General features: G+C 61.5%; 26 protein-coding genes. 13 read left to right on the top strand and 13 right to left on the bottom strand.

Features of this window, described 5'->3' with window-relative positions; genetic code table 11:
- Window positions 1-126 precede the first annotated feature (126 nt).
- Window positions 127-960, top strand: coding sequence for a diaminopimelate epimerase (dapF, locus tag HX805_RS16795; RefSeq protein ID WP_177081447.1), 834 nt, complete (start codon window positions 127-129; stop codon window positions 958-960).
- Here dapF and HX805_RS16790 read toward each other — a convergent pair.
- Together HX805_RS16790 and HX805_RS16785 are read right to left on the bottom strand one after the other, a co-directional pair.
- The gene (locus tag HX805_RS16790; protein ID WP_177081448.1) at window positions 929-2,104 is read right to left on the bottom strand and encodes a PAS domain-containing sensor histidine kinase; all 1,176 of its coding nucleotides are present in this window, start codon (window positions 2,102-2,104) and stop codon (window positions 929-931) included. The genes dapF and HX805_RS16790 overlap by 32 nt on opposite strands.
- On the bottom strand, window positions 2,091-2,909 hold the full coding sequence (locus tag HX805_RS16785; RefSeq protein ID WP_134326375.1) for an alpha/beta fold hydrolase: 819 nt from the start codon (window positions 2,907-2,909) through the stop codon (window positions 2,091-2,093). The genes HX805_RS16790 and HX805_RS16785 overlap by 14 nt, the downstream gene beginning before the upstream one ends.
- 127 nt (window positions 2,910-3,036) lie before the next feature.
- Here HX805_RS16785 and HX805_RS16780 point away from each other — a divergent pair, with 127 nt between their 5' ends.
- On the top strand, window positions 3,037-4,242 hold the full coding sequence (locus tag HX805_RS16780) for a YgcG family protein (RefSeq protein ID WP_177081449.1): 1,206 nt from the start codon (window positions 3,037-3,039) through the stop codon (window positions 4,240-4,242).
- A gap of 14 nt (window positions 4,243-4,256) precedes the next feature.
- Here the strand turns inward: HX805_RS16780 and HX805_RS16775 are convergent, their stop codons facing one another.
- Window positions 4,257-4,937 carry a class I SAM-dependent methyltransferase gene (locus tag HX805_RS16775; protein ID WP_008435364.1) on the bottom strand — a complete coding sequence of 227 codons (681 nt, stop codon included), beginning with the start codon at window positions 4,935-4,937 and terminating at the stop codon, window positions 4,257-4,259.
- Between the two features lie 132 nt (window positions 4,938-5,069).
- Between HX805_RS16775 and HX805_RS16770 the strand changes: the two genes are divergently transcribed.
- Complete coding sequence (locus tag HX805_RS16770; RefSeq protein WP_256344632.1) at window positions 5,070-5,585, top strand: GNAT family N-acetyltransferase; 516 nt, start codon at window positions 5,070-5,072, stop codon at window positions 5,583-5,585.
- 3 nt (window positions 5,586-5,588) lie between these two features.
- Here the strand turns inward: HX805_RS16770 and HX805_RS16765 are convergent, their stop codons facing one another.
- The gene (locus HX805_RS16765) at window positions 5,589-6,014 is read right to left on the bottom strand and encodes an N-acetyltransferase (RefSeq protein WP_008435362.1); all 426 of its coding nucleotides are present in this window, start codon (window positions 6,012-6,014) and stop codon (window positions 5,589-5,591) included.
- A gap of 16 nt (window positions 6,015-6,030) precedes the next feature.
- Window positions 6,031-6,597, bottom strand: a complete 567-nt coding sequence (locus HX805_RS16760) for a TetR/AcrR family transcriptional regulator (RefSeq protein WP_177008604.1) — start codon at window positions 6,595-6,597, stop codon at window positions 6,031-6,033.
- A 101-nt stretch (window positions 6,598-6,698) separates the two neighbouring features.
- On the opposite strand from HX805_RS16760, the gene HX805_RS16755 reads away from it, so the two are divergent.
- Complete coding sequence (locus HX805_RS16755; RefSeq protein WP_177117111.1) at window positions 6,699-8,138, top strand: amidase; 1,440 nt, start codon at window positions 6,699-6,701, stop codon at window positions 8,136-8,138.
- A 165-nt stretch (window positions 8,139-8,303) separates the two neighbouring features.
- Here the strand turns inward: HX805_RS16755 and HX805_RS16750 are convergent, their stop codons facing one another.
- Together HX805_RS16750 and HX805_RS16745 are read right to left on the bottom strand one after the other, a co-directional pair.
- Entirely contained in the window at window positions 8,304-8,795 is a 492-nt protein-coding gene (locus HX805_RS16750) for a GNAT family N-acetyltransferase (protein ID WP_177081452.1), read from the bottom strand.
- Between the two features lie 221 nt (window positions 8,796-9,016).
- The gene (locus HX805_RS16745) at window positions 9,017-10,432 is read right to left on the bottom strand and encodes a cytosine permease (RefSeq protein WP_008435358.1); all 1,416 of its coding nucleotides are present in this window, start codon (window positions 10,430-10,432) and stop codon (window positions 9,017-9,019) included.
- A gap of 251 nt (window positions 10,433-10,683) precedes the next feature.
- On the opposite strand from HX805_RS16745, the gene HX805_RS16740 reads away from it, so the two are divergent.
- Window positions 10,684-11,595 carry a LysR substrate-binding domain-containing protein gene (locus HX805_RS16740; protein WP_003210159.1) on the top strand — a complete coding sequence of 304 codons (912 nt, stop codon included), beginning with the start codon at window positions 10,684-10,686 and terminating at the stop codon, window positions 11,593-11,595.
- A gap of 118 nt (window positions 11,596-11,713) precedes the next feature.
- Here the strand turns inward: HX805_RS16740 and argE are convergent, their stop codons facing one another.
- From argE to HX805_RS16720, 4 genes are read right to left on the bottom strand one after another with little or no spacing between them, the layout of a single operon-like run.
- A complete protein-coding gene (argE, locus tag HX805_RS16735) occupies window positions 11,714-12,859 on the bottom strand; it encodes an acetylornithine deacetylase (RefSeq protein WP_177117110.1) in 1,146 nt (381 codons plus the stop codon).
- Window positions 12,856-13,533 (bottom strand): DUF1028 domain-containing protein, encoded by a 678-nt coding sequence (locus HX805_RS16730; RefSeq protein WP_003207324.1) that lies wholly within the window; start codon window positions 13,531-13,533, stop codon window positions 12,856-12,858. Before HX805_RS16730 ends, argE begins: the two co-directional genes overlap by 4 nt.
- 16 nt (window positions 13,534-13,549) lie before the next feature.
- Window positions 13,550-13,960 carry a RidA family protein gene (locus tag HX805_RS16725; protein WP_003207327.1) on the bottom strand — a complete coding sequence of 137 codons (411 nt, stop codon included), beginning with the start codon at window positions 13,958-13,960 and terminating at the stop codon, window positions 13,550-13,552.
- Between the two features lie 24 nt (window positions 13,961-13,984).
- Entirely contained in the window at window positions 13,985-15,316 is a 1,332-nt protein-coding gene (locus HX805_RS16720; protein WP_371132991.1) for a flavin-containing monooxygenase, read from the bottom strand.
- Window positions 15,317-15,469: 153 nt separating this feature from the next.
- On the opposite strand from HX805_RS16720, the gene HX805_RS16715 reads away from it, so the two are divergent.
- From HX805_RS16715 to HX805_RS16690, 6 genes are all read left to right on the top strand, one after another.
- Window positions 15,470-16,309, top strand: a complete 840-nt coding sequence (locus HX805_RS16715) for a helix-turn-helix transcriptional regulator (protein ID WP_177022031.1) — start codon at window positions 15,470-15,472, stop codon at window positions 16,307-16,309.
- Window positions 16,310-16,355: 46 nt separating this feature from the next.
- Window positions 16,356-17,738: an aspartate aminotransferase family protein gene (locus HX805_RS16710; protein ID WP_134326381.1), complete on the top strand. Its 1,383-nt coding sequence runs from the start codon at window positions 16,356-16,358 to the stop codon at window positions 17,736-17,738.
- Window positions 17,739-17,857: 119 nt separating this feature from the next.
- Window positions 17,858-19,237, top strand: coding sequence for an APC family permease (locus tag HX805_RS16705; RefSeq protein ID WP_023658770.1), 1,380 nt, complete (start codon window positions 17,858-17,860; stop codon window positions 19,235-19,237).
- A 39-nt stretch (window positions 19,238-19,276) separates the two neighbouring features.
- Window positions 19,277-20,767, top strand: coding sequence for an aldehyde dehydrogenase (locus HX805_RS16700; RefSeq protein WP_177081456.1), 1,491 nt, complete (start codon window positions 19,277-19,279; stop codon window positions 20,765-20,767).
- A gap of 27 nt (window positions 20,768-20,794) precedes the next feature.
- Complete coding sequence (locus HX805_RS16695; protein ID WP_256343956.1) at window positions 20,795-21,292, top strand: GNAT family N-acetyltransferase; 498 nt, start codon at window positions 20,795-20,797, stop codon at window positions 21,290-21,292.
- Window positions 21,293-21,309: 17 nt separating this feature from the next.
- A complete protein-coding gene (locus HX805_RS16690; RefSeq protein WP_177081457.1) occupies window positions 21,310-21,786 on the top strand; it encodes a GNAT family N-acetyltransferase in 477 nt (158 codons plus the stop codon).
- A gap of 64 nt (window positions 21,787-21,850) precedes the next feature.
- On the opposite strand, the gene HX805_RS16685 is transcribed toward HX805_RS16690, so the two are convergent.
- Window positions 21,851-22,339, bottom strand: coding sequence for an HIT family protein (locus HX805_RS16685; RefSeq protein ID WP_102368849.1), 489 nt, complete (start codon window positions 22,337-22,339; stop codon window positions 21,851-21,853).
- Between the two features lie 141 nt (window positions 22,340-22,480).
- Here HX805_RS16685 and HX805_RS16680 point away from each other — a divergent pair, with 141 nt between their 5' ends.
- Window positions 22,481-22,810 (top strand): DHCW motif cupin fold protein, encoded by a 330-nt coding sequence (locus tag HX805_RS16680; RefSeq protein ID WP_087692424.1) that lies wholly within the window; start codon window positions 22,481-22,483, stop codon window positions 22,808-22,810.
- 14 nt (window positions 22,811-22,824) lie between these two features.
- Here the strand turns inward: HX805_RS16680 and HX805_RS16675 are convergent, their stop codons facing one another.
- Window positions 22,825-23,739, bottom strand: coding sequence for a LysR family transcriptional regulator (locus HX805_RS16675; RefSeq protein ID WP_102368851.1), 915 nt, complete (start codon window positions 23,737-23,739; stop codon window positions 22,825-22,827).
- A gap of 118 nt (window positions 23,740-23,857) precedes the next feature.
- Here HX805_RS16675 and HX805_RS16670 point away from each other — a divergent pair, with 118 nt between their 5' ends.
- Window positions 23,858-25,090 carry a cation:dicarboxylate symporter family transporter gene (locus HX805_RS16670; protein ID WP_177081458.1) on the top strand — a complete coding sequence of 411 codons (1,233 nt, stop codon included), beginning with the start codon at window positions 23,858-23,860 and terminating at the stop codon, window positions 25,088-25,090.
- Window positions 25,091-25,112: the final 22 nt, after the last annotated feature.

Below are 25,112 nucleotides of genomic sequence, written 5' to 3'. Positions count from 1 at the left end.
TTCCTCAGGGATGGATTGACCCGATCGGGGCGCAGCCACGCTACCATGCCCGTGATGGGAATTTGATGAAATACCCGCCAGCCCTCTATCCTTGCAGGCCTTGCCCGGTCGAGAACAGGACGCCCCATGACTTTGCAGTTCGTGAAGATGCACGCCCACGGTGATGATTTCATCGTGATCGACCGGCGCGGCCAGGATGACCCGATCACCGCTGAAATCGCCCGCCGCCTGGGCGACCGTCATCGCGGCATCGGCTTCAATCAATTGGCCGTGGTGCTCGACTGCACTGACGCGGCCGCCCGTATCAAATTCTGGAACCCCAACGGCACCCCGCTCGACACCTGCGGCAGCGCCACCCGCGGGGTTGCAGACATGCTGATGCGCGAAGCCGGCACTGCCACCCTCGTGCTGCGAACCAACCGGGGGCTGCTGACCTGCGTGCGCGAATCGGCGCAGCGGGTGTCGGTGGACATGGGGCCGCCGTCATTGGGCTGGGAAGCTATTCCGCTGGCGCAAGCGATGGACACCGAACGCTTGCCGCTGGAGGGCAACCCGGCGGCGTGCAGCATGGGCAACCCGCATTGCACCTTCTTTGTCGATGACCTGGCGACGGTCGATATTGCGGCGGTTGGCCCGTCACTGGAAACCCACCCGTTGTTCCCCAACAAGACCAATGTGCATTTCGTGCAGGTACTCGACCGGGGTCATATCCGCCTGCGCATCTGGGAACGGGGCGGCGGTATCCCGCAAGGCTCGGGCTCGTGCTGTTGTGGCGCGGTGGTCAACGGGATTCGTCGTGGGCTGCTGGATGACACCGTTGACGTGCAATGCGATGGCGGTACCCTGACGGTGCAGTGGGATGGGCGCGGCGGCGTGGTGTTGACGGGGGCTGTCCAAACCGTTGTTCACGGCACTGTGGCTGCCGCGCTCATGGGTGGCGCAATGGAAAGTGCACACTGAAGGTAGTGCCCCGGTCCGGGTTTGAGCTCACCGAAACACCTCCATCATGGGCCTTGGCGATTTCCCGCACGATAAACAGCCCCAGGCCAACGCTACGCACCTCACTGTCCTGCTCCGTGCCTCGGGTCATGGGCTCAAACAAGCCGGCCATCAACGCTTCGGGAATCGCCGGCCCCTGGTTATGCACCGAGAGCCGGCTCTCTTGTGCGTCCTGGTGCGAGGTGACGGTAATCGGCTGTTGCAGGTCGCCGTACGCCACGCTGTTGGCCACCAGGTTGCCGATGATTTGTTGTATGCGGTCGGCATCCAGGAACGTGCGGGCGCTGCCCGTGGCGTGATGTTCGAGGGTCGCCGTGGGGAACGCCACTTGCAACTCGTCGAGACTGTCACGGGTGACGGCGTGCAGGTCGAGTGCTACGGGATTGATGCTGATGCCCTGGCCGACTCTGGCCTGGGTGAAGTCCAGCAAGTCGGCGATCATCCGCTGCGCCCGTTCGGTGGACAGGCCGATATGCCCCAGGAGTTGGCGCTCCTTGGGGCTGCGCTCGCCACGGGCGAGGAACTCCGAGGCCATCTTGATCGCGGTAAGCGGGTTCTTCAGGTCATGGCTGACAATCGCGACCATCTGCTCGGCAAACAGCGCCCGGCGCTGGGCGATTTCATAGGCGCTGCTCAGTTCGGCCTGGGCCTGATGCAGCGCGACTTCAGCGGCGGTCTTTTCCTGCAGCAAGGCTTCAGCCAGTTTGCGGGCGTTGAGCAGTTCGCGCTCGTACTTGTCGCGGTCGGTGGTGCCGAAAAGGGCCAGTTCGTTGTAGGCAATACCGGCATGTTCGTGCCTGACGCCGTTGAGCAATACCGTGACGGTGCGCCGGTCACGGTGCAGCAGGTCGAGTTTCACTTCGGCGATGGAGCCTTGCATTTTCATCAGCGGCGCCAGGTGCGTCTGATGGAAGATCCGCCCGCCCATCGTCAGCAGGTCCTGGAACCGTCGTTCCTTCAACTCCTCGACGCTGAAGCCGGTCCAGTCGCTGAAGCACTGGTTGGCCTCCACGATGGTGCCGTCTTCCCGGGTGACTACCAAGGCGCAGGGCGCGCCGTCGAACAAACGTTGAGAGTCCGGCAACGACAGGTTATCGGCTGGCATCGGCACCCACCCATGGCAACAGGAAACTGTCCATGGCCGCTGAACAGGCGCCGGGTGCGCTCATGTGCGGGCAATGCCCCACGTTATCGACCAGGCAGTACGTGCTGGCGGGCAACGCGGCATGCAGGTACTCACCGACGCACACCGGTGCGATCAAGTCGTCGGTGGATTGCAGAATCAGGGTGGGGGTCATCAGGCCGGCGATGTCCTGGCGGTTGTCCGACAGGAACGTCACCCGTGCGAAGCGCTTGGCGATGTCCGGCTCGGTGCGGCAGAAACTGTTGGTCAGTTCTTCGCCGAGGGCCGGTTGCCCAGGCGCGCCCATGATCACCGGGGCCATGGTGCTGGACCAGCCGAGGTAATTGCTGTCGAGGGTATCGAGCAACGAATGGATATCGTCGAGGGTGAACCCGCCCGTGTAGTCACCGGAATCGATATAGCACGGCGAAGGACCGATCATCACATGGGCGGCGATTGTTCCGGGCGCCTGGCGATCGGCCAGGGCGCCGATCATCGCGCTGACGGAGTGCCCCACCAGCACCACCGGGCCCACGGCGTATTCATCAACAATCTCGCCCAAGTCATGGGCGTAGCCGGCGAGTGAGCTGTATTTTTCGCTGTCGTACGCGCCTAGGTCGGACTGGCCAGCCCCCACCAGGTCATACAGCACCACACGGAAACGCCCGGTGAAGTGAGGAAACAGATAATTCCACATGGTCTGATCACACCCGAAGCCATGGGAGAAAACCAGGGTCGTGGGACCGCTGCCATACACCCTGACGTTGTTGCGCTGCTGAAGGTCCATGGCGTTCTCGTGTAGGGCGTGTGTGGGGGTGGCGTAAGTCTAGATAGTCGGTGGCGTCGGGTCACCTGTTTATAGCGTCGATAGGGTAAAGTCGGCCGATTCAGGATGAAACTTCAGGTAACAAAACATGATGGTGTTCCTACGGCAATGTGTCTTGGGCTTGCTACTGATCGTTTCCGGCTCGAAGGTGTGGGCCGATACCGTTCCCCCGGCGCCGGTCACGGTTGCGCTGGACCAGCGCGTGATCGACCTGACCCAAACCCTCGACGCTGCCACTCAATCGCGTATGACCACGCAACTCGCCGGTCTGGAACAACGCAAGGGCGCACAGGTGGCGGTGATGCTGCTGCCGAGCACCCAGGGCGTTGGCATCGAGGACTTCGCCAACCAACTGTTCCGTGCCTGGAAACTGGGGCGCAAGGACGTCAACGACGGCATCCTGCTGCTGGTGGCGAAGGACGATCGCAAGGTTAGGATCGAAGTCGGTTACGGCCTGGAGGGCGTGGTCACCGACCTGCTGGCCCACCGCATCATCGAAGAACACATCACCCCGGCCTTTCGCCAGGGCGATTACGCCGGCGGCGTGCAGCAGGCGGTGGACGACCTGACGCTATTGGTGGACGGCGGCAACTTGCCCGAGGTGGCCAAGGCCGGGGTTGCGCCTGAAGCGTATGCGGTACTCCTGGCGTTCATGTTTGGCGGGGTGGTCGGGGTATTGATGGGCGCCGAAAAACTCCCTTGGCGCCGGGCCCTGATGGCGGTGGTCGGTGTCACCGTGGTGCTGGTCGCGGTGGCGGGCGGCAAGGACTGGCCGGTCTATTTGCTGTTGCTGCCCCTGTGCATGCTGATCGGTGGCGCTACTTTCGGCGCGTTGTGGCAGGCGAGGGCGGCGTTTTACACCGTGCTGGTGCTGTTGGGCTACATCGCCGGCGTGCTGCTGACCGATAACTTCGTGCGCGAGATATCCCTTATTCACTGGCTGGCTTATCCATTCGCAGGGTTGCTGGTCCTGGGCCTGTATCTCGGCCTGTTCCTGGTGATGAAGAGCATGTGGCAAGAGAGCCAGGTGGGCTTTATCGTGCGGCTGGTGGTGGTGCTGGCGGTGTACGGGATCGTCGGGGCATTGATTGGCAAGGGCGCCACGGGATGGCTGCTGGCGTTTCCCTTCGCTTCGTTCGCGGCGCTGTTCATCTTTGCCCACGGTATCAGCGGCGGGTCGGGGTCGGGGTCGGGTGGGGGCTCCAGCTCCTCCGGTTCGAGTTCCAGTTCCAGCAGCAGCTCATCGGGTGGTGGTGGTTCCAGTGGTGGGGGTGGGGCGTCGGGGAGTTGGTAAGCCTCCCCCGGAAGCTAGGCGGGCTTGTAGGCAATCCAGCCCTTGAAGCTGAAGCCCGCGTAGAACAGTTCCACACCTTCGAAGCCTGCCTCCCGTAGCAGCGCTTCATCGTCGTTGGGTGACAACACCGGCAAGTGGCTGCTGATGGCGGCAATCGCCCGCTGGGCATCTTCAGCCGGTACGCCGGAATCCACGGCATAGGCTGCATAACGCTTCAGCCAGCGCGCTTTTTCCTCTGGCGAGGATTGGGGGAAGCTGTGATGCGCCGCAATCAAAGGCGCGCCCGGCGACAAGCGCCGCCATAGTTCTTTCAAGGTTTGCAGACGCTCTTCGGCCGGGATGAAGTGCAAGGTCAGCAAGGACGTGGCGGCATCGAACGGCCCCTCGGGCGCGGTATCGATATAGCCTTCATGTAACTGCACCCGGGCCATCAGCGGACCCAAGGTGGCCTCGGCCAGCTTCAGCATCTCGGCAGACGGGTCCACCCCCACAAACTGCCACTCGGGCTGGCTGTCGGCAAACTTCTTCAACTCCAGGCCGCCGCCTGCACCGAGTACCAATACCTTGCCGGTGGCTGGGACGCTTTCGCGCAGCAGCAGCGTGCTCATGCGCTGCAAGGACTCGAAACCCGGCACCAGCCTCACCGGGCCTTCGGCGTAGCGGGCGACAGCGTCGGGATCTGAAAACCAGGTCATTGCTGGCTCCTGTTGGCGGGGGAAGCGACAACCCTACTGGGGCAAATTCAGGCTGGCAATTGAAGAGATGTGCAGTTGTGTTAAAACGTTGCCTTTGCTGATTTTGAGAGTACCCCTCGAATGCTTCCCGACATGCTTATCCGCGATGCACGGCCTGAAGACGCGTTATGCGTTGGTGTGCTGGGCATGCAGGTTTTTCTCGATACTTACGCCACCGAAGGCATTCGCGACTCAATCGCCGCCGAGGCGCTGCAAGCGTTTTCGCCCCAGACGATTTCCGCGCTGATCGCCCAGCCGGCTACGGCCATCATCGTCGCTGAAGCCAACGGGCATCTGGTGGGGTTTGCCCAGGTGGCGATGGACACCGGCCATGCGCTGATCTCAACCCCGAAACCGGCGGAGTTGCAGCGGCTCTACATCCAGGAACGGTTTACCGGGCTCGGACTCGGCTACCGTTTGCTGCAAGCGGCTGAACAGCGCGCAGGGCAGGGTGGCGCTTCTTTGTTGTGGGCGACGGTGTGGGTCGGCAACGAGCGGGCGCTGGGTTTTTATCCGCGTCGTGGTTATGAGCTATTGGGGGCGCCTACGTATACGTTCCAGAATGAAACCCATGAAAATCGGTTGTTTGGCAAAAGGCTTGGCGTCTAGCCGTCAGAGCGTTTTGCTGAGGAAAACCCGGCTGCTGCCTTGCGGGTCGCATGGTATTTCACCAAAACGTACCCAGCCATTCTTCTCGTAAAATTCCGGGGCCTGGAAACTGATGGTGTACAGCACCGCCGAGCGGCACCCTCGGTGACGGGCTTCGTCTTCGAACGCCTTCAGCAGCGATGTACCCAGGCCTGAACCACGCAGCGCATCGGGCAAATGGAACAGGTCGAGGAACGCCATCCCGAGGCTGGTTTTGCCGGTGATGCCGCCGAGGGTTTCACCGGTGTCGGGATCCTTGATCAGCACCGTCAACGGACGTCGGTCATTGGAGCCGGTGATGTGTTCGTTGAAGGCGGCGAGTCCCTTGCCGAGAAGCTGCTCGGCTTCGGCGTCTGGTTGGTCACCGATCTCAATCAAATGCTGTTTCATCAGGTTCTGCTCCCTGTCAAAGCCGTTCCCGCACCATCCGCATCAGCCGTTCACCCACCTGATCCACGCCTTTGTTTTGCGCAACCACCTGGGCACCTTCCATCAACAACGTCAGCTCTTCAGCCAGCTCCCCGGGCTTGCTCGCCTTGAGCTGCGTGCACAGCAGCTTCACCCGCTCAAACTGGCGTTTTTTATGCGCCTGGATCAGCGCTCGCGCAGGGTGATCGGCCTCCGGAATTTCCGCGAGGGTGTTGGTAAACGGGCAACCGCGATAGCCCGCCCGTTCCAGGTCGTCGACGATAAAACCCGCCAAGCCCAGCAGCTGTTCCCTGGGGGAGTCGGGGTGTTGCTGCGCCAGGCCATCCAGCACATCGCTGTAGCTTTCCGTCAGGCGCTCCAGCCACTCCAGCACCAGCGCATCCTTATTCTCGAAATGCCGGTACACGGTCATCTTGGTCGAGGCGGCCAGTGCCGCAATGGCATCCACGCTGACACGGGTGATGCCCTGTTCGACAAACAGCGTTTGCGCCGCATCGACGATCCGCTCGCGGGGCGGCAGTTGAGGTGTCCGTTGCGCACGCATGCACATTCTCCACTTGACAGCGATACCATTGAGTATCGCATGATACTTATTGGTATCGTCCGATACCGAAGAGTATTCATCATACCCGTTTGGAGGGTTTCATGTACCTGTCTGAATATGCCGATCAGGATGCTACCGGCCTGGCACGCCTGATCCACACCCACGCTGTCAGTGTCGACGAGGTGCGCGCGGTGGCCCTGCAAGCCATCTTAGCCGTCAACCCGCAGATCAACGCCCTGGTGGAAGCCTGGGACGATGAACCGGTTGCGGCCCAAGGCCCGTTCCATGGCGTGCCGCTGCTGCTCAAAGACCTGGGCGTCAGCGCCGCAGGCCGCCGCAATGAACTCGGCAGCGCGCTCGCGCAGGGCTGCACCGCCGATGCCGACTCGGAACTGATGACCCGCCTGCGCCGCGCCGGCCTCATGCCGTTGGGCCGCACCACCACCCCCGAATTCGCCGCCAGCACCACCACCGAAAGCCGCTTTTCAGGCCCCACCCGCAACCCGTGGGACGTGCAGCGCAGCGCCGGTGGTTCCAGCGGCGGCTCGGCAGCGGCGGTGGCGGCGGGGTTGGTACCGGTGGCGCATGCGACCGATGGCGGCGGCTCAATCCGCGTACCCGCGTCCATGTGCGGCCTGTTCGGGCTCAAGCCGAGCCGTGGTCGCGTGCCCATGGGGCCGGACGTCGACGAAGTCTGGAGTGGTTTGGCAGTGCACGGGGTATTGACCCGTTCGGTACGCGACAGCGCTGGCATGCTCGACGCGATCCATGGCGGCGCGCCTGGAGATCCGTTTCACATAGCACCGCCAGAAAACAGCTTTTCGGCGCTTGCCCAACGGGCGCCCGGTTCGTTGCGCATTGCCCTCCAGAGCCTGCCTTTAAACGGGCAGAAGCTGCATCCGGCGGTGGAACAGGCGCTGTTCAATACCGCCAAACAAGTGGAAGCACTGGGTCATCAGGTTGAAGAAATCCAGCCGGACATTGGCGTGAGTTGGGAAGCGTTTGTCGAACTCAATGCGCGTTTCTGGTCGTCGAACACGGCAGCCTGGATAGATGCAGTTGCCGGCGCGACGGGTCGTTCGATCAGCGCTGAATACCTGGAACCGGCGACTCTGGCGTTGTATCGCCTGGGCAAGTCACTGCAAGCGACAGACCTGTTGGGGGCCCTGTGGGAACGCAACATCGTCGCGCGCCACATGGGTGGCCTGTTCCAGCGATATGACGTGCTGCTGTCGCCCACACTGCCCGGGCTGGCGCCGATGATCGGCGACTACAACCAGGGCCAGGCGCAACTGGACGGGCGAGGGTGGATGAATCGAGTGTTTGCGCATTCGCCGTTTACCGCGCTGGCCAACGTCATTGGCGCGCCGGCGATGTCGGTGCCGCTGGGTCATGATTCCCGGAGCGGGCTGCCGATCGGCATGCAGTTCATGGGCGCGTTTGGTCAGGAGGGCATGTTGCTTGGCCTGGCGACGCAACTGGAACGGGCAACGCCTTGGGCTGCACGTCGCCCGCACGTGTGGGCCGGGGGAAACCCGTAACCCAAGGCAAATGCTTTCCCTGTGGCGAGGGAGCTTGCTCCCGTTGGGCTGTGCAGCAGCCCCAAAACCAGTCACCAGGTCTCTGAAAAACCGCGTCCACTGAATCAGGGGCGCTTCGCACCCCAACGGGAGCAAGCTCCCTCGCCACAGGGGGAAGTGTGATGGCTAGATATCCATCACCATCTCATGCCACGCCATCCCGCCATGGTCCGACGCCGACGGCTGCACATAGCGATAGCCCATGCGCTTATACAGGTCAACATGCTGGTCCTTGCACATCAGGTGAATGGTCTTCTTGCCCATCGCCTGCATGCGCTGCACGAACTCCGTCATCAAGCGCGTGGAGTAGCCCTTGCCTTGCTGGGCGGGATCCACCACCACCGACATGATCACCACATTCGGCGCATCGGCTGAATGCCCGACCAACTCCTTGAAGGCTTCATCCGACATCACCACTTCATCGGCGCAACCGCAGTTGATGAAACCGACCACAACACCATCCGCCTCCAGGATCAGAAAGCCTTGCGGGTACAGCGCAATGCGCGTGGCGATCTTTTCCAGGGTCGCGGCTTCATCGCCTTCGTAGGCCGAGATTTCGATCTCGTAGCAACGGTTGGCGTCTGCGGGGTTGGCGTTACGGAAGGTGAGGGCGTGCATTGGGTTACCAGAGAAATTGAACGACAGCCCCCATGATAAAGAAAGAACACCCCGACAGCACCGCCGAACACAAAACCCACTCACACCACCGACCCCCTATGGGAGCCGTCGAGCTTTAGCGAGGCCGCGATGGCGGCCTTCCTGGCACCATCAATATTCGCCAAGCCGGATAACTGGAAAACCCGCAAATGCGGGTTTTCTGGTAACTGAGCCAGGCTCTATTAAACCCCACCCACCAACTTCCCCCCCTCCAACCGCCGCTTATACGCACTGTCCCGACTCGCCAACCAGAAATACAACGGCGACGTCACCACCAACCCCACCAACCAGGACAAATCCGCCCCGTTGATATGCGCCGAAATCGGCCCGACATACAGCGGCGTATTCATAAACGGAATCTGCACCACAATCCCCACCGCATAGGCCACCAGCGCCTGGGGGTTGTACCGGCCATAAATCCCGCCATCCACGCGAAAGATCGAACCGATGTCGTACTTGCCCTTATGGATCGCATAGAAGTCGATCAGGTTGATCGCCGTCCACGGCACCAGCACCACCAGCAGCACCAGCACCATGTCCACGAAGTGCCCGATAAAATCCTTCGACGCAAACACCGCCGCAATCGAGCACGCCGCCAGCACCAGCACCGAGATCACGGCACGCGCCTTGGCGGTCGGGATCCAGCGGTAGGCAAAGGTCTGTACCAGGGTGATCAATGACAGCACGGCGCCGTACAGGTTAAGTGCGTTGTGGCTGATCACGCTGAGCAGGAACAGCAACAGCATCAGCGGGCCAATGGAGCCGGTCGCCAGTTTGACTGCGTCCATGGTGTCCATGCCCACCGGCGTAGCCAGTACCGCAACCGCACCAAAGATGAACGACAGGCTGGAACCGAGCACGGTGCCCAGATAGGTGGTCCAGAAGGTCGACGCCACCGGCACATCCGCCGGCAGGTAGCGCGAATAGTCCGAAACGTACGGCGCAAACGCGATTTGCCACAGCGCGGCCAGCGACACGGTGGCCAGCCAGCCGGAGATGTTGAAGTTACCGCGTGTCAGGAAGTCGGCCGTCTGCACATGGGTGAAGATGTAGCCGAACCCCAGCACGATGCCCGCGCCCAGCACCCAGGTGCCGATGCGGTTGAGGACGTGGATAAAGCGGTAGCCGATGATGCCGATGATCCCCGAGCCGATGGCGCCGATGACGATGCCGACCGGTACCGGGATCACGTCGACGACGCCGTGCAGGGATTTGCCCGCCAATACGATGTTGGAGGCGAAGAAGCCGATGTACATCACGCCGGCGATCACCACCACCAGCAGTGCGCCAAGGGAGCCGAACTGGGCGCGGCTCTGGATCATTTGCGGGATGCCCATCTGCGGGCCCTGGGCCGAGTGCAGCGCCATCAGCACGCCGCCGACGAGGTGGCCGACGAGGATGGCGATGATGCCCCACACCAGGTTCAGGCCGAACAGTTGCACGGCCAGCGCGCCGGTGACGATGGGCAACGGCGCGATGTTGCCGCCGAACCACAGGGTGAACAGGTCTCTTACCTTTCCGTGGCGATCTTCCGGGGGCACGTATCCAATCGTGTGTTTTTCGATAAGCGGGGCGGAGGATGTTGCAGTGGTAACCATGACGAGCTCCAAGGCAAGGTGAGTACGTTGACGTACTTCGCTGGGCGGCGCGTGTGCGTCGCTTTTGTTGTTGGAGTGATCATGTGCAATGGTCACAGGGAGGTAAATTAGTAAGTTTGTTGCTATAGACCTTAAAAATAATATCTCGCGGGGTTTTTTGCTCCGGTATGTTGCATGCACTTGAATCAGTGTGAAAAAGCCGATTTTCACGCACTTGTTTGGGGCGAAATCCCACGTTTATGGAGGTCCCGATGGCTGCCTATAACCTGCGCCAGCTCAGATATTTTGTAACCACGGCCGAGTGCGGCAGCGTGGCAGAGGCCTCGCGCAAGCTCTATATCGCGCAACCGTCGGTGTCGACGGCCATCAAGCAACTGGAAGACAGCTTCGGCGTGCAGCTGTTTATCCGCCATCACGCTCAAGGGGTGTCGCTGACGCCGAGCGGTGCGCGGTTCTATCGCAAGGCCCTGGAGCTGCTGCGGGTGGCCCATGAGTTTGAGCAGAACGCCCTGGCAGACAATGACGTGGTGGCGGGGCAGATCGATATCGGTTGCTTCGAAACCGTGGCACCGCTGTATTTGCCGCGCTTGATTGCCGGTTTCCGGGAGCGTTGGCCGGGGGTGGAAATCCGTCTGCGCGATGGCGAACAACAGGAACTGGTGCAGGCGCTGACGGCCGGCAGTATCGATGTGGCGATGCTGTTTGAGCATGACCTGGGCAGCGCCATCGAGACCACGCCGCTGATGCCGCCGCAGCAACCCTATGCGTTGCTGCCGGCGGATCACCGGTTTGCGCAGCAGGCCAAGGTGTCGTTGGCGGACTTGGTGCTGGAACCGATGATTTTGCTGGATGTGCTGCCGAGCCGGACGTACTTCGTGAGCATCTTTGAAGAGCGTGGGCTGACGCCGAATATTGTCTTCAGTTCGCCGTCGATCGAGATGGTGCGGGGGATGGTGGGGCGCGGGTTCGGGTTTTCGATCCTGGTGACCAAGCCGTTTTCGCCGTATTCCTATGACGGGCAGAAGCTGGTGTGCGTGCCGTTGGCGGAGACGGTGACGGGGTCGGGGTTGTCGGCGGTGTGGTTGCGGCGGGCGCCGTTGACCAAGCCGGTGCAGTTGTTTGTGGAGTATTGCCGGGAAGAGCTGGCGCGGTTGTTAGGTTAGACACAGAACTAAAAATGTGGGAGCGGGCTTGCTCGCGAAAGCGGTGGATCAGTCAATACATCGGGTGACTGTCACACCGCATTCGCGAGCAAGCCCGCTCCCACATTTGGCCCGCGTTTCAGGCGCGAATCGAGTCGAGCATGCGCAACAACATGGCATCGCAAGCCTTCAGTTGCGCAACACTCACAAACTCATCCGGCTTATGCCCCTGGTCCATGCTCCCAGGCCCGCACACCACCGTCGGAATGCCCGCCGCATCAAACAACCCACCCTCGGTCCCGAACGCCACGGTGCCAAATTCCCGCGAGCCGCAAAACGCCGCAATCAGCTCCGCCGCCTGGCTGCGCTGGTCGGTGGCCAGCCCCGGGTACGCCGACAACTCACTGAAGCGAATCGCACTCTGCCGGCTCACCGCCTGCATCCGCGGCAACACCTGCTGCATCGCATAGGCTTGCAGCTCCTCGGCCACTTCACCCGGGTCCATCGAGGGCAGGGCGCGCACTTCAAAGTCAAAACGGCAATCGGCAGGCACGATATTCAATGCCTTGCCCCCGGAGATCACCCCGGTTTGCACGGTGCTGAACGGCGGGTCAAAGCGCTCGTCCTGATGCACCTTGAGCCGCTGGCCGATTCGCCCCAGCTCACCAATCAACTCGGCCGCATACTCGATCGCATTCACGCCCTGGGGCGCATACGCCGAATGGCAGGCCTCACCATGCACTTCACAGCGCATGGCGAGCTTGCTTTTATGGCCCAGCACCGGCTTCAACTCGGTGGGCTCGCCGATAATGCACAGCAGCGGTTTCACCGGCCATTGTTCCAGCACCTTGAGCAGCGAACGCACCCCAAGGCAGCCGACTTCCTCGTCGTAGGACAGGGCGATGTGCACCGGCATGCGCAAGTCTGCGCTTGCCAAGGCCGGCACCAGCGCCAGTACACAGGCGATGTAGCCCTTCATGTCCGCCGTGCCCCGGCCAAACAGCTTGTCGTCGCGCTCGGTCAACTCAAACGGCGGCAACGTCCACGGCTGGCCATCTACCGGCACCACATCGGTGTGCCCCGACAGCACAATCCCGGGCACATTCGCCGGGCCGAGGGTGGCGAACAGATTGGCCTTGCTGCGCTCATCGTTGTAGATCAACTCGCAAGGCACGCCGAACCCTGCCAGGTAATCGCGCACGAACTCGATCAGCTTCAGGTTGGATTCGCGGCTGGTGGTATCAAACCCCACCAGCGCCTGCAGCAGTTCCCGGCTGGTGCTCATCGGTCGTCTCCGGCCACGCCGTAGCCAGGGGAGCGGTCCGGGGCGAGGGCGCGGTCGATGTAGTCCTGCACCTGTGGACGGTAGGCGTCCCAGAGCTTTTGCAGCTCGGCGATCGGCTGCTCGTCGGCCCAATCCACCCGCAGGTTGATGATCGGCCAGGTCAGCTCGCCCACCACCACCAGCGCGGCGGAATGCACCGGCCCGGCTTCGCCCCCGGCGGCAATGGCTGCATGCATCGCGGCCAGCAGGCGGTCTGCCAGTTGGCCTTCGCCTTGCTCGAAGGCCTTGACCATCGCCTCGATCACCGCGCGGTCGGCGAGCATATTGCCGGCGGCCACGCACTGTTCGCCCGACACCGCATTGTGGGTGCCAAGGGTTTCGTTGCCGCTGAAATGCACCGTGCGCCCGAGGTGATCAATCGCCGTCAGTTGCCGGTATTGGCTGTAGCCGTTGCGGGTCAGGGCCTTGTCTACGGCATCGGCAGGGGCAAGGCCTTGCTCCAATAGATCGAGTACGTCCGGGCCGAGGGCGGGCAGGGTGATGTTCTGGGTCGAGACCGCACCCACGCCGGGCCGCAGCCATGGGCAGCGGGCGCCTACGGCGATGCTCGATGAGCTGATGGCAATGCCCATCTGGCCGGTTTCCGCGCAGCGGGCGACGATTGAAAAGGTCATGTCGTGCCTCCTTGGATTACTCGGGGATGACTGCAATCACGTCGATTTCCATCAGCCACTGTGGCTGGCCCAGGGCCGAAACCACCAACCCGGTGGAGATCGGGAACACGCCCTTGAGCCACTTGCCGACTTCCTGGTACACCGGCTCGCGGTAGCGCGGGTCGATCAGGTAGGTGGTGGTCTTGACGATGTGGCTCAGGTCGCTGCCGGCCTCTTCCAGCAGTTGCTTGACGTTTTTCATTGCCTGTTCGGCTTGCGCGCGCGGGTCGCCAAGGCCGATCAGGTTGCCGTCGAAATCGGTGCCCACCTGGCCCCGTACATACACCGTGTTGCCGGCGCGTACGGCCTGGCACAGGTCATTGTCCAGGCTCTGGTTAGGGTAGGTTTCCTTGGTGTTGAACATGCGGATGCGAGTGTGAGTAGGCATCAAAAAAACTCCAGAAAAAAGTGATCAGGCGCTGACAGGTGAGGTGTGAACAACCGGTGCCGGTTCGCGGTACTCAAGGTATTGGCGCTGGATGGCGATATGGTCGGCCACGTACTTGGCGTCATGCCACACACCCCAGATAAACGACGAACCCCGGCGCGACTGCCATGGCAAACCGAGGAAGTAGATGCCCGACTCGCTGGCCACGCCGCGCTGGTGCTGCGGCTTGCCGGCGGCGTCAAATGCATCGACCTTCAGCCAGCTGTAATCCACGGCAAACCCGGTGGCCCAGATGATCGAAGTGATACCGGCCTTGGCCAGGTCCAGTTCCAGGATCGGGTGCTTGATGCACTCGGCATCGGGAAACACACGACGCGCTTCGGGCTCTGGCGGCAGGTCGAGGCCGTTGCGCTCGATATAGGCATCCGCCGCATCCAGCAGGGCCAGGTAGTTCTCATCGCCGCGGGCCAGGTTTTCCACCAGGTTGGGCTGGAAGCTCGCAACGCTGCCGTTGAAGGATTGGGTCAGGCCGACCAGGGTCATGCCTTGCTGGGCCAGCTCGCGGAAGTCAATGGTCTTGCCGCCGTGGGCGCCGCTCACCGCAATGGTCACGTGCTCGCGGCCGGGTTTCATCGCGGCCTGGTCCCACTCACCCAACACGCCCAGCCACCAGCAGAAATCGCGGTTGCGATAGGCACGCGGTGGGCGGTCGTGAGCACCCACCGACAGGTACACCTGGCGCCCGGAGCGTTGCAGTTCGTCGGCGATCTGCACCCCGGAGGAACCCGCCCCCACCACCAGCACCGCGCCGGCCGGCAGTTGCGCGGGGTTGCGGTAGTCGGCGGAGTGGATCTGGTGCAGCGCGCTGTCTTGAGGGGCAATCGCCGGAATCACCGGCTTCTGGAACGGCCCGGTGGCCGCCACCACGCGGTTGGCTTCGATCACTCCTTCGCTGGTGTGGATGGTGAAGCCTGGGCGACCGACATTGCGCACCACCGAGGTCACGTCGACGCCGGTGCGAATCGGTGCATTGAACTTGCGTGCATAGGCTTCGAAGTAGTCCGCCACACGCTCTTTCGGCGCAAAGCCATCGGGGGCGACGTTATCGAAAGCCAGGCCCGGAAAACGGTCATGCCAGGCCGGGCCGTTGGCGACCAGCGAATCCCAGCGGCCGGTGCGCCAGCGCTCGGCGATACGGCTGCGCTCCAGCACCAGGTGCGGCACGCCTTGCTTGCTCAGGTGCTCGCTCATGGCGACGCCAGCCTGACCGGCTCCCACTACCAGCGTGTCTATTTTTGTTATTGCTTGAGTCATGTGTCTGTCCTTGCGTAATGCAGTTGGATTCAGCTTGGGCATGGCTTCAAGGCTAGGGGGAGGGCGGTTTTTAATAAAATATTATTAAGCTGGGAAGTGAGCATAAATATCGGATGCAGGCTCACCCTATCGGGTGATTTCGAGGATGGAGCGGGTGTGCAACCATCCTTGCAGTTCTTTCAGCGAGTGTTTGAAGTGGAAAACGACCGGCTTTCTTCTGCGCAATGGTTCGAACAGATGGCCCGGGTGACCGATAGCATCGGGCAATCGGGGTTCGCCGCGACCTTGTTCGAGGCTCTCGGTTATCTCCAGCCGATCCAGGCCACCACGCTGTATTTCTACCCGCGCGGCGGCATGCCCAGTGCGCTGTTCGAGCTGGACGGGCCATGGTTGCCACAAGGCAATGTGCGCCAGTACCTGTCGGGGTTTTATCTGCTCGACCCGTTTTACGGGGCCTGTGTGGAGGGCGTCAGCTCCGGGTGTTACGAGCTGGCCGAGGTCGCCCCCGATCACTTCGAGCTCAGCGAATACTTCCAGTCGTTTTACCGCCACTCGCATCTGGAGGATGAGCTGAACTACATCCTGCAGTCGAGCAACGGCTCGAGCCTGGCGGTGTCGCTGGCCTTTACGCAAAAGCTCGACGCCACCATCACCGGCCAATTCAAACGCATCGCGCCGTGGGTGCTGGCGGTGCTGGGCAAGCATTTCGTTGGCCTGGATGCCCAGGGGGCGCGATTCGAAAACCTGCTGGAGCAGCGCATTCACTCGGCGCTGAACAACTTCGGCTCGTCGATATTGACCGAGCGGGAATGCCGGATCGCCCAACTGATCCTGCGCGGGCATTCCACCCGTTCGCTGGCCGAACGCCTCGACGTCTCGGAAGACACCATCAAGTCCCACCGCAAACACATCTACACCAAGCTCGATATCGGCGCGCAATCGGAATTGTTTGCCCTGTTTATCGATTCGCTGGCCGAAGCCCAGGGAGTGCTGAGCAAAGACCCCCTTGAAAGCTACATGAGCAAGCACCGCTGAGCGGCGTTGCTCGCCCTTGCGTCACTACTAATAAGAGAGAAATACCATGAACGTACCCGCCCAACTGAACCGCCTGACCGAGGACTACCAGAAGTCGGATGCGGCCCACCACATCCATGCCTTTGTCGATCAAAAAGCGCTGAATGCCGAAGGCCCGCGGGTGATGGTGCGCGGTGAGGGCCTTTACCTGTGGGACAGCGAAGGCAAGCGTTACCTGGACGGCATGTCGGGCCTGTGGTGCACCCAGTTGGGTTACGGTCGCAGGGACTTGACCGCTGCCGCTGCCGCCCAGATGGACCAGTTGGCGTACTACAACATGTTCTTTCACACCACCCACCCGGCGGTGATCGAGCTGTCGGAGTTGCTCTTCAGCCTGTTGCCGGGCCACTACAGCCACGTGATTTACACCAACTCCGGCTCCGAGGCCAACGAAGTACTGATCCGTACCGTGCGCCGTTACTGGCAAGTGGTCGGCCAACCGCAGAAAAAAATCATGATCGGGCGCTGGAATGGTTATCACGGCTCCACGCTGGCGGCGTCTGCCCTGGGCGGCATGAAGTTCATGCACGAGATGGGCGGCCTGATTCCCGACGTGGCACACATTGACGAACCCTACTGGTACGCCCATGGCGGCGAGCTGACGCCTGCCGAGTTCGGCCGCCGCTGCGCCTTGCAGCTGGAAGAGAAAATCCTCGAGCTGGGCGCTGAAAACGTCGCCGGGTTTATCGCCGAGCCGTTCCAGGGCGCGGGCGGCATGATCTTCCCGCCGGAAAGCTACTGGCCCGAGATCCAGCGCATTTGCCGGCAATACGATGTGCTGCTGTGTGCCGATGAGGTGATTGGTGGCTTTGGCCGTACCGGCGAATGGTTCGCCCATCAACACTTCGGTTTCGAGCCCGACACCCTGTCCATCGCCAAGGGCCTGACCTCCGGTTACCTGCCGATGGGTGGCCTGGTGCTGAGCAAGCGCGTGGCCGATGCGCTGGTGGAGCGCGGCGGCGTGTTTGCCCACGGGCTGACCTATTCCGGGCACCCGGTGGCGGCGGCGGTGGCGCTGGCCAACCTCAAGGCGCTGCGGGACGAAGGCATCGTGCGCCAGGTGAAGAACGACACCGGACCGTACCTGCAAAAAATCCTCCATGAAGTGTTCGGCAATCACCCGATGATCGGCGAGATCCAGGGCACGGGCCTGCTCGCGGCCTTGCAGTTCGCTGAAGACAAGAGCACCCGCAAGCGCTTCGAGAACGAAAACGACTTGGCCTGGCAGTGCCGCACGTTTGGTTTCGAAGAGGGCGTAATCATTCGCTCGACGCTGGGCCGCATGATCATGGCGCCGGCACTGGTGGCCACGCGCACTGAGCTGGACGAGCTGGTTGAAAAGACCCGCATCGCCGTGGATCGCACCGCACGGATCGCGGGAAAACGCTGAAGTGACCAGCGCGCCACCCCAGGCGAGGGGTGGTGCGCAACCTCCATCAGGCAACGCTGAACGGCATCGATGCCATCGAATGCCGCGACGCCCTGCATTCCCATTTCCAGGAGTCACCCATGAATACAATAACAAACGTGACCGATACACCCGCTCATCAATCCTCACCCAAAGCCGCCTCGTCCCGCCGCTTCCGTCAGCCGCTGGGTCTTATCGGGTTGGTGCTGTTCGGCCTGGCGTACATGGTGCCGCTGGCAGTGTTTACCACCTACGGCCTGGTAACCCAAATGACCAAGGGCCACTTGCCGACCGCCTACATGCTGACCCTCGCCGCCATGCTGCTGACGGCCTACAGCTATGGGCGCATGGTCCAGGCGCATCCCTATTCGGGCTCGGTCTACTCCTACACCCGCAAGGCGTTTGGCGCCTACTTCGGCTTCATCGCCGGGTGGACCCTGTTGCTGGACTACATCTTCCTGCCGTTGCTCAGCTATTTGCTGATCGGCATCTACATGTCCGAGTATTTTCCCGGGGTGCCGACCGCCGTGTGGGTGCTCGGCTCGATTGCCCTGGTGACCACACTGAACCTGGTGGGCATCGAGTCCATCACCCGGGTCAACTGGATACTCATCGTCGCCCAGTTGGTGTTCATCGTGGTGTTCGTGGCGTTGTCGGTGCACACCCTGAGCGAGCAGTCCGCACCCGTGTCGCTGCTGGCGCCATTCCACCATGAAGGCTTCAGCGCGCCGCTGATCATGGCGGGCGCCGCGGTGCTGTGCCTGTCGTTTCTTGGCTTCGATGCGGTGTCGACCATGGCCGAGGAAACCCCCAACCCACGCCGCACCATCCCGTTGGCGATCATGGTGGTGTCGCTGTTCGGCGGCCTGCTGTTCCTGCTGGTTTCGTATTTCGCGCAAATGGTGTTCCCGCAATGGAACAGCTTCGTCGACCCGGATGCCGCCTCGGTGGATGTGATGCGCCGGGTGGGCGGCGAACTGCTGGTGACCGCCTTTACCGCAACCTATGTCGCCGGTTGCTTCGCCTCGGCGATGGTCTCCCAGGCCAGTGTGTCGCGGGTGCTGTTCGCCATGGGGCGTGACGGCGCGCTGCCCCGTGTGCTCGGCAAGCTGGTGACGAAAAAGCGCGTGCCCGCCACGGCCATCGTGCTGGTCAGCCTGTTCTCGCTGATTGCCTTGTTCATCACGCTGGATACCGTCGCCAACATGATCAGCTTCGGTGCGCTGTTTGCGTTCTCGGCGGTGAACCTGGCGGTGATCAAGCACTACCTGGTCGACCAGAAGTTGCGCGGTACCAGGAACTACTTGCTGTACGCGGTTGTGCCGGCGCTGGGGTTCCTCAGCACGATCTGGCTATGGAGCAGCCTTTCCAGCCTGTCGTTCACCATCGGCCTGTGCTGGATGGGGCTTGGGCTCCTGTGCCTGCTGGGCATCACGCGGGGGCTGCGCGTGAAGATGCCGGAACTGCAGATCGCCGAGTGAACCCCTCGTCTATCCATCGCCATTCATTGGGAGTACAACGTGTTCGACCTTAACTACTGGCAACAGCGTGTTGCCCGCCAGACGTTCATCAACACCGCCCTGATCGGTGGCCGCTCAGTGAATGCGGCATCCGGGGCGACCTTCGATGCCATTAACCCTGCGACCCAGCAGTTGCTGTCGCGGGTTGCAGCCTGCGGTGACGCAGAAGTCGACCTGGCCGTGCGCAGCGCACGCCAGGCCTTCGAGACCGGCCCCTGGCGACGGATGCCGCCGGTGGAGCGCAAGAAAATTTTGATCAGGCTCTCCGAATTACTGATGACCCACCGCGAGGAACTGGCGCTGCTCGATTCGCTGAACATGGGCAAGCCGGTGATGGACGCCTACAACGTTGACGTGCCCGGCGCCGCCAATGTGTTTGCCTGGTACGGCGAAGCCCTCGACAAGCTCTACGATCAAGTCGCGCCCACCGCTCACAACGCGTTGGCAACCATCACGCGTGAAGCACTGGGGGTGATCGCGGCGGTGGTGCCGTGGAACTTCCCGCTCGACATGGCCGCCTGGAAACTCGCGCCGGCGTTGGCGGCCGGTAACAGCGTGGTCTTGAAACCTGCCGAGCAGTCGCCGTTTTCTGCCCTGCGCCTGGCCCAGCTTGCCCTGGAAGCCGGTGTCCCGGAAGGTGTGTTGAATGTGGTGCCCGGCCTCGGCGAAAGTGCCGGCAAGGCCCTGGGGCTGCACCCCGACGTGGATTGCCTGGTGTTCACCGGCTCCACTCAGGTGGGCAAATACTTCATGCAGTATTCCGCCCAGTCCAACCTGAAACAGGTGTGGCTGGAGTGTGGCGGCAAGAGCCCGAACCTGGTGTTTGAGGACTGCCAGGACCTTGACCTTGCGGCGGAGAAGGCCGCCTTCGGCATCTTTTTCAACCAGGGCGAAGTGTGTTCGGCCAACTCCCGTCTCTACGTGCAACGCTCCATCCATGACGAATTCGTCGAGCGCCTGATCGCCAAGTCGCGCGCCTGGATGCCGGGTGATCCGCTGGACCCCGGCAGTGCGGCCGGTGCCATCGTCGACAGTCAGCAAACCGCACGCATCATGCACGCCATCAGCCAGGCCCAGGGGGAGGGCGCCAGGCTGTTGTGCGGTGGCGAACAGGTGATCATCAATGGTTCAGCAAACTTCATCCAGCCAACCATTTTTGCCGGTGTGACCCACGACATGGCCCTGTCCCGCGATGAAGTGTTCGGCCCAGTGCTTGCCGTCAGCGCTTTCGACACGGAAGAGCAGGCGATACAGCAGGCCAACGACAGCCTCTACGGCCTGGCGGCCTCGGTCTGGAGTGATGACCTCAACCGTGCGCACCGCGTGGCCCGTGCCCTGAATGCCGGGACGGTGTCGGTCAACACCATCGACGCCCTGGATGTGGCGGTGCCGTTCGGTGGTGGCAAGCAATCCGGGTTCGGGCGTGATTTGTCGCTGCACGCTTTTGACAAGTACACGCAGCTGAAAACCACCTGGTTTCAGCTGCGTTGACTCAAGCGGTTATCCGGTCGTGTATTTATGCGTGCGCGACCGGCACAACTACAGGCAAAATCAGTGCGAACCCAGAGGGCTTTGAACACCATGGTCACTATTCGCGTAATGAGCACTGCCGACTACGACGCCGTGCTCGAACTGATGCAGAAAACGCCTGGCATCTCCCTGCGCGATGCCGACTCCCGCGAGGCCACTGAGCGTTACCTGGAGCGCAATCCAGGCATGAGTTTCGTCGCCGAGGTCGATGGGGGGCTGGTTGGGTGCGTGATGTGCGGGCACGATGGCCGGCGCGGGTATTTGCAGCACTTGCTGGTGCTGCCCGCGTATCGGCGCCAGGGTATTGCGAACGCGTTGGTTGAGCGCTGCCTCACCCGCCTGGCGCAATTGGGCATCCGCAAATGCCACCTGGATGTGTTCAAGACCAACGACAGCGCTGCCCGTTATTGGCAGGGCCAGGGCTGGCAGTTGAGGACCGATATTGATCGCTATTCGTTTACCCGGCCGGGTGACGAGAACGCCTGACGTCCATGGAGGGACAGATGCTCGAGATACGACGCGCCACGCTGGAAGATGCACAGGCAGCCTTCGACATTCGCCTGTTGGCCATACGCAGCCAATGCATCGGCGCCTATACGTCCGAGCAGATGATGTTGTGGACGCGAGGCGCAGCCAAGGACGGTTACGACACGCTGATGGACAAGCATTTTTACCTGGGCTGCGTGAACGCTGAACCTGTGGTCACCGGCATGCTGGATCTGGCGAACAACGAAATCGGTGCGCTGTTTGTGCTGCCCGGGTTTACCGGACGCGGGATTGGCAAGCAGATATTGGTGTATCTGGAGGCGTTGGCGCGGGAGTTGGGGATTGAGGAAGTGATCCTGGACGCGACGTTGAATGCGGCGGATTTTTATCGACGGTGTGGGTATGTGGGGACCGAGCAGGCCATCTATCATTCGCCGTCGGGGTTGCAGCTGGCCTGTATTCCTATGCGCAAACACCTCCACAATGTTCGCTGACCCACCCAAAACCTTGTGGCGAGGGGGCTTGCTGTGGCGAGGGAGCAAGCTCCCTCGCCACAGGTCATGTGTCGTCCTGGGTATTGAACTCCGTACGCAAACACCTGATCACCTCGCTCACCGAAGCTCCTTGAACCACCGGCGGCGTAGGGCTCTCACCAAACTCCCGCCAGATAAAAAGCGTCAGCTCCGCACCGTCGGTAGCCTTCTGCTGCGTCCCGAAATCCTGCAGCACCCGATAGCGCTCATCCTGCCAGAACAGCGCTTCAACCCATCCATACACCGGTATGAAATGAAAGTGCAGCGGGAAGCCCGGCATATGCCCGAACCGGCTGATGTAAAGCCACTTGGGCTTCAACTGAGCCTCCATGACCCGCTGGGTTTTGGCCAGCAACCCACCCAGCTCCGCGAGCGCCGCATCGGGCATCTCGGCCAGTGAGTCAACCGGCGCCTTGGCACCCAGCATCAGGTAGCCCGGCAGTGCGGATGACAGGTGATGATTGAGCAGCCAGTGCTCGGTCTCATGCACAACAAAGGATGGATCGATCTTCATCGACGGGCTTCCATGCGAAGAGGCTTGGCAGGATACCAAGAGTCATCGCCCTGTATCCCGCAAATGCAGCGGATCTGTCTCTATCGCGGCATTCACCTTATAGATACGGTTCATCCATACCTATTCAATGCCGAGAAAACCATGGACCTGACCGCAATCCCCTTTGGCACCACCGACTGGTCGACCCTCGAGCCGGTGATGCATCCCGGCGAAACCGGCAGTGCGTATTGGCGCACTTGCCAGTTCGGTTCAACCCGTGTGCGCATGGTCGAATACAGCGCCGGTTACCTGGCGGATCACTGGTGTTGGCGCGGGCATATCCTGCTGTGCCTGGAAGGTGAGCTGCACACCGAGCTGGAGGATGGCCGGCAGTTCACGCTGACTGCCGGGATGAGTTATCAGGTGGGCAATGACATGGAGGGGCATCGTTCCTCCACTGCCATTGGCGCAAAGTTATTTGTGGTCGATTGACGTTCCATCGCCCTTCAACCCTTGCGATAAACCCCCGCCAACTCCCGCGCCAGCCCAATGAAATTCTGCAACGGCGCCGACGGATTGAACGCGCGCCGCACCAGGGTGATCGGTGCCAGCAACCTTGGCCGTGCATCGCTGATCCGGCAGTACACCACGCTTTCGCGATGCACGTCGCGCATCGACGCCGGCACCACCGAGATGCCTTCGCCGGCGGCCACCAGGCTGACGTTGGTCAGCATGCGCTCCACTTCAAAGGCAATCTTCGGCTCGAAGCCGGCGTTCTGGCAGGCCTTGATCAGGTTGGCGTACATCCCCGGCGCGCCGGGGCGGCGGACCAGGATGAAGCGTTCGTCCTTGAGGTCGGCCATGGTGATTTTTGGCTCGGCGCCCTTGAGCAGCGCATGCCCGACGGGCAGGGTCAGCAGCATTTCTTCGTTGAGCAATCGGTGGAACGTGAGGCTCTGGTGGTCGCCCACCGGTGCGCGGAGGATGCCGATGTCGATGCGTTTTTCGATGGTGTCTTCGGTGACTTCCCGGGCGCTGCCTTCGTTGATCGAGAGCTCCACGCCCGGGTATTGCTCGCGGTAGGCGCGGATGATTCGCGGGATCAGCGGGTGGGCGGCGGCGGAACTGGTGAAGGCAATGACCAACGTGCCTTCGATACCCTGGGCAGCGCGAGCCGCCTTGAGGGAACCTTGCTCGACGCGGGCGAGGATCACTCGCGCTTCATCGAGAAACACCAGCCCGCCGGCAGTCAGGTCGACGCCCTTGGGGTGGCGCTTGAACAGGTCGAATCCCAGCTCTTGTTCGAGGGCACGTATCTGTTGGCTGAGGGGCGGCTGCTGCATGTTCAGGCGAGCGGCGGCGCGGGTGAAATGTCGCTCTTCGGCCACCATGATGAAATAACGTAAATGGCGAAGTTCCATGGTGGTATATCCCGTGACAAGACTTTATTATTTGTGGCCTGAATGCGCCTTGGCGACCAATATGCCGAAAGTGGCCTGATCCGACAATAACAATAAATAAAAAGACCATGGAGCATTGATGTCGACCCGATTTTCGAATAACGCCACCTTGCCTATTTTGATTGCCATTGCTCTTGGCATGGTGTTGGGGCTTTTTTATCCGGGCGTGGCAGTCGAGATGAAGCTGCTCAGTGACGCCTTTATAAAAGTGGTCGGGTTACTGATGCCATTTCTGTTGTTTGTGCTGGTGTCGACCGGTGTCGCAGGTATCAAGCGCGAGCCCCACCATCGGCATGTAGTGGGGCGGATCGTGGTGTATTTCCAGCTGATGTCCCTTGCTGCATTGGTGTTGGGAATGTCGACGGGGTGGTTGTTCAGCCTGGATCATACGGCAGTGGCCAACCTGGATTTTGATCATCTGACACCGCCTGCCGCGGCCGAAAGGCTGCTGCACGAGCTGTCGATGACCTCGATTTCGTCCAGTCTTTACAAGGTTTTCACCCAAAGCCTGGTGCTCCAGGTGATGCTGGTGGCGGTGCTGTGCGGCCTGCTGCTGGGGCGTGGCGGCCAGGTCGCAAACCGCTGCCTCGGTTGGCTGGAAGCGGCGGTCGCCGGGTTGTTCTGGTTGCTGCGGTTTATCCTGAAGTTCGCACCGCTGGCGGCGTTTGGGGCGATGGCATTTGTGGTGGGAAAGTACGGTTTAAGTTCGGTGCTGCCGCTCTTGAAGTTCATTGTTGTTATTTACCTGGTTTGCGCGGTGTTCGTCATTCTAGTGTTCGCCACGATTACCCGCCTGCTCGGCGTTAAATTGAGCCGGCTAATTGCTTACTTGAAAGAAGAGTTGTTGTTGGTGACGTTCACCGGCTCTTCAGTGGCCGCACTTCCAGGTTGCGTCAGCAAACTTGAGGCGCTGGGCTGTGATCGCCAATTAGTGCGCCTGGTGTTGACCACCGGGTATACGTTCAACTTGGCCGGTACCAATCTTTACCTGACCACTGCCATCATGTTTCTGGCGCATCTGGCCGGGGTGGAGATTGCCGTGCCCGAGTTGCTGGCGGTGCTGGTGATCTGCCTGTTTACCTCGCTGGGGTCTACCAGTGTGGCGGGCTCGGCGCTGTTTACCCTGATTGCTACCTTGAACATCCTGCAACTGGTGCCACTGGAAGGGGTGGGTTTGTTGTTGGGAGTGGAGCGGCTGATGAAGTGTCGGTCGTTGACCAATGTGCTGGGCAATTGCGTGGCGTGCCTGGCGATATGCGGGTGGCAGAAGTCGATTGACCATGAGGTGTTGAAGCGGGAATTGAGTCACTGAGCCGAGCACACTTTCCAAGCCC

The organism is Pseudomonas sp. G5001 (genome assembly GCF_013385475.1).
Lineage (GTDB): Bacteria > Pseudomonadota > Gammaproteobacteria > Pseudomonadales > Pseudomonadaceae > Aquipseudomonas.
Note: the sequence above shows the minus strand (reverse complement) of the source record. Positions and strands in the feature narration are given on the sequence as shown.

What these genes read in the sequence shown, in the direction of transcription:
- dapF (WP_177081447.1), top strand. Translation starts at nt 127, where the DNA reads ATGACTTTGCAGTTCGTGAAGATGCACGCCCACGGTGATGATTTCATC.
- HX805_RS16790 (WP_177081448.1), bottom strand. Translation starts at nt 2,104, where the DNA reads ATGCCAGCCGATAACCTGTCGTTGCCGGACTCTCAACGTTTGTTCGAC.
- HX805_RS16785 (WP_134326375.1), bottom strand. Translation starts at nt 2,909, where the DNA reads ATGGACCTTCAGCAGCGCAACAACGTCAGGGTGTATGGCAGCGGTCCC.
- HX805_RS16780 (WP_177081449.1), top strand. Translation starts at nt 3,037, where the DNA reads ATGATGGTGTTCCTACGGCAATGTGTCTTGGGCTTGCTACTGATCGTT.
- HX805_RS16775 (WP_008435364.1), bottom strand. Translation starts at nt 4,937, where the DNA reads ATGACCTGGTTTTCAGATCCCGACGCTGTCGCCCGCTACGCCGAAGGC.
- HX805_RS16770 (WP_256344632.1), top strand. Translation starts at nt 5,070, where the DNA reads ATGCTTATCCGCGATGCACGGCCTGAAGACGCGTTATGCGTTGGTGTG.
- HX805_RS16765 (WP_008435362.1), bottom strand. Translation starts at nt 6,014, where the DNA reads ATGAAACAGCATTTGATTGAGATCGGTGACCAACCAGACGCCGAAGCC.
- HX805_RS16760 (WP_177008604.1), bottom strand. Translation starts at nt 6,597, where the DNA reads ATGCGTGCGCAACGGACACCTCAACTGCCGCCCCGCGAGCGGATCGTC.
- HX805_RS16755 (WP_177117111.1), top strand. Translation starts at nt 6,699, where the DNA reads ATGTACCTGTCTGAATATGCCGATCAGGATGCTACCGGCCTGGCACGC.
- HX805_RS16750 (WP_177081452.1), bottom strand. Translation starts at nt 8,795, where the DNA reads ATGCACGCCCTCACCTTCCGTAACGCCAACCCCGCAGACGCCAACCGT.
- HX805_RS16745 (WP_008435358.1), bottom strand. Translation starts at nt 10,432, where the DNA reads ATGGTTACCACTGCAACATCCTCCGCCCCGCTTATCGAAAAACACACG.
- HX805_RS16740 (WP_003210159.1), top strand. Translation starts at nt 10,684, where the DNA reads ATGGCTGCCTATAACCTGCGCCAGCTCAGATATTTTGTAACCACGGCC.
- argE (WP_177117110.1), bottom strand. Translation starts at nt 12,859, where the DNA reads ATGAGCACCAGCCGGGAACTGCTGCAGGCGCTGGTGGGGTTTGATACC.
- HX805_RS16730 (WP_003207324.1), bottom strand. Translation starts at nt 13,533, where the DNA reads ATGACCTTTTCAATCGTCGCCCGCTGCGCGGAAACCGGCCAGATGGGC.
- HX805_RS16725 (WP_003207327.1), bottom strand. Translation starts at nt 13,960, where the DNA reads ATGCCTACTCACACTCGCATCCGCATGTTCAACACCAAGGAAACCTAC.
- HX805_RS16720 (WP_371132991.1), bottom strand. Translation starts at nt 15,316, where the DNA reads ATGCCCAAGCTGAATCCAACTGCATTACGCAAGGACAGACACATGACT.
- HX805_RS16710 (WP_134326381.1), top strand. Translation starts at nt 16,356, where the DNA reads ATGAACGTACCCGCCCAACTGAACCGCCTGACCGAGGACTACCAGAAG.
- HX805_RS16705 (WP_023658770.1), top strand. Translation starts at nt 17,858, where the DNA reads ATGAATACAATAACAAACGTGACCGATACACCCGCTCATCAATCCTCA.
- HX805_RS16695 (WP_256343956.1), top strand. Translation starts at nt 20,795, where the DNA reads ATGCGTGCGCGACCGGCACAACTACAGGCAAAATCAGTGCGAACCCAG.
- HX805_RS16690 (WP_177081457.1), top strand. Translation starts at nt 21,310, where the DNA reads ATGCTCGAGATACGACGCGCCACGCTGGAAGATGCACAGGCAGCCTTC.
- HX805_RS16685 (WP_102368849.1), bottom strand. Translation starts at nt 22,339, where the DNA reads ATGAAGATCGATCCATCCTTTGTTGTGCATGAGACCGAGCACTGGCTG.
- HX805_RS16680 (WP_087692424.1), top strand. Translation starts at nt 22,481, where the DNA reads ATGGACCTGACCGCAATCCCCTTTGGCACCACCGACTGGTCGACCCTC.
- HX805_RS16675 (WP_102368851.1), bottom strand. Translation starts at nt 23,739, where the DNA reads ATGGAACTTCGCCATTTACGTTATTTCATCATGGTGGCCGAAGAGCGA.
- HX805_RS16670 (WP_177081458.1), top strand. Translation starts at nt 23,858, where the DNA reads ATGTCGACCCGATTTTCGAATAACGCCACCTTGCCTATTTTGATTGCC.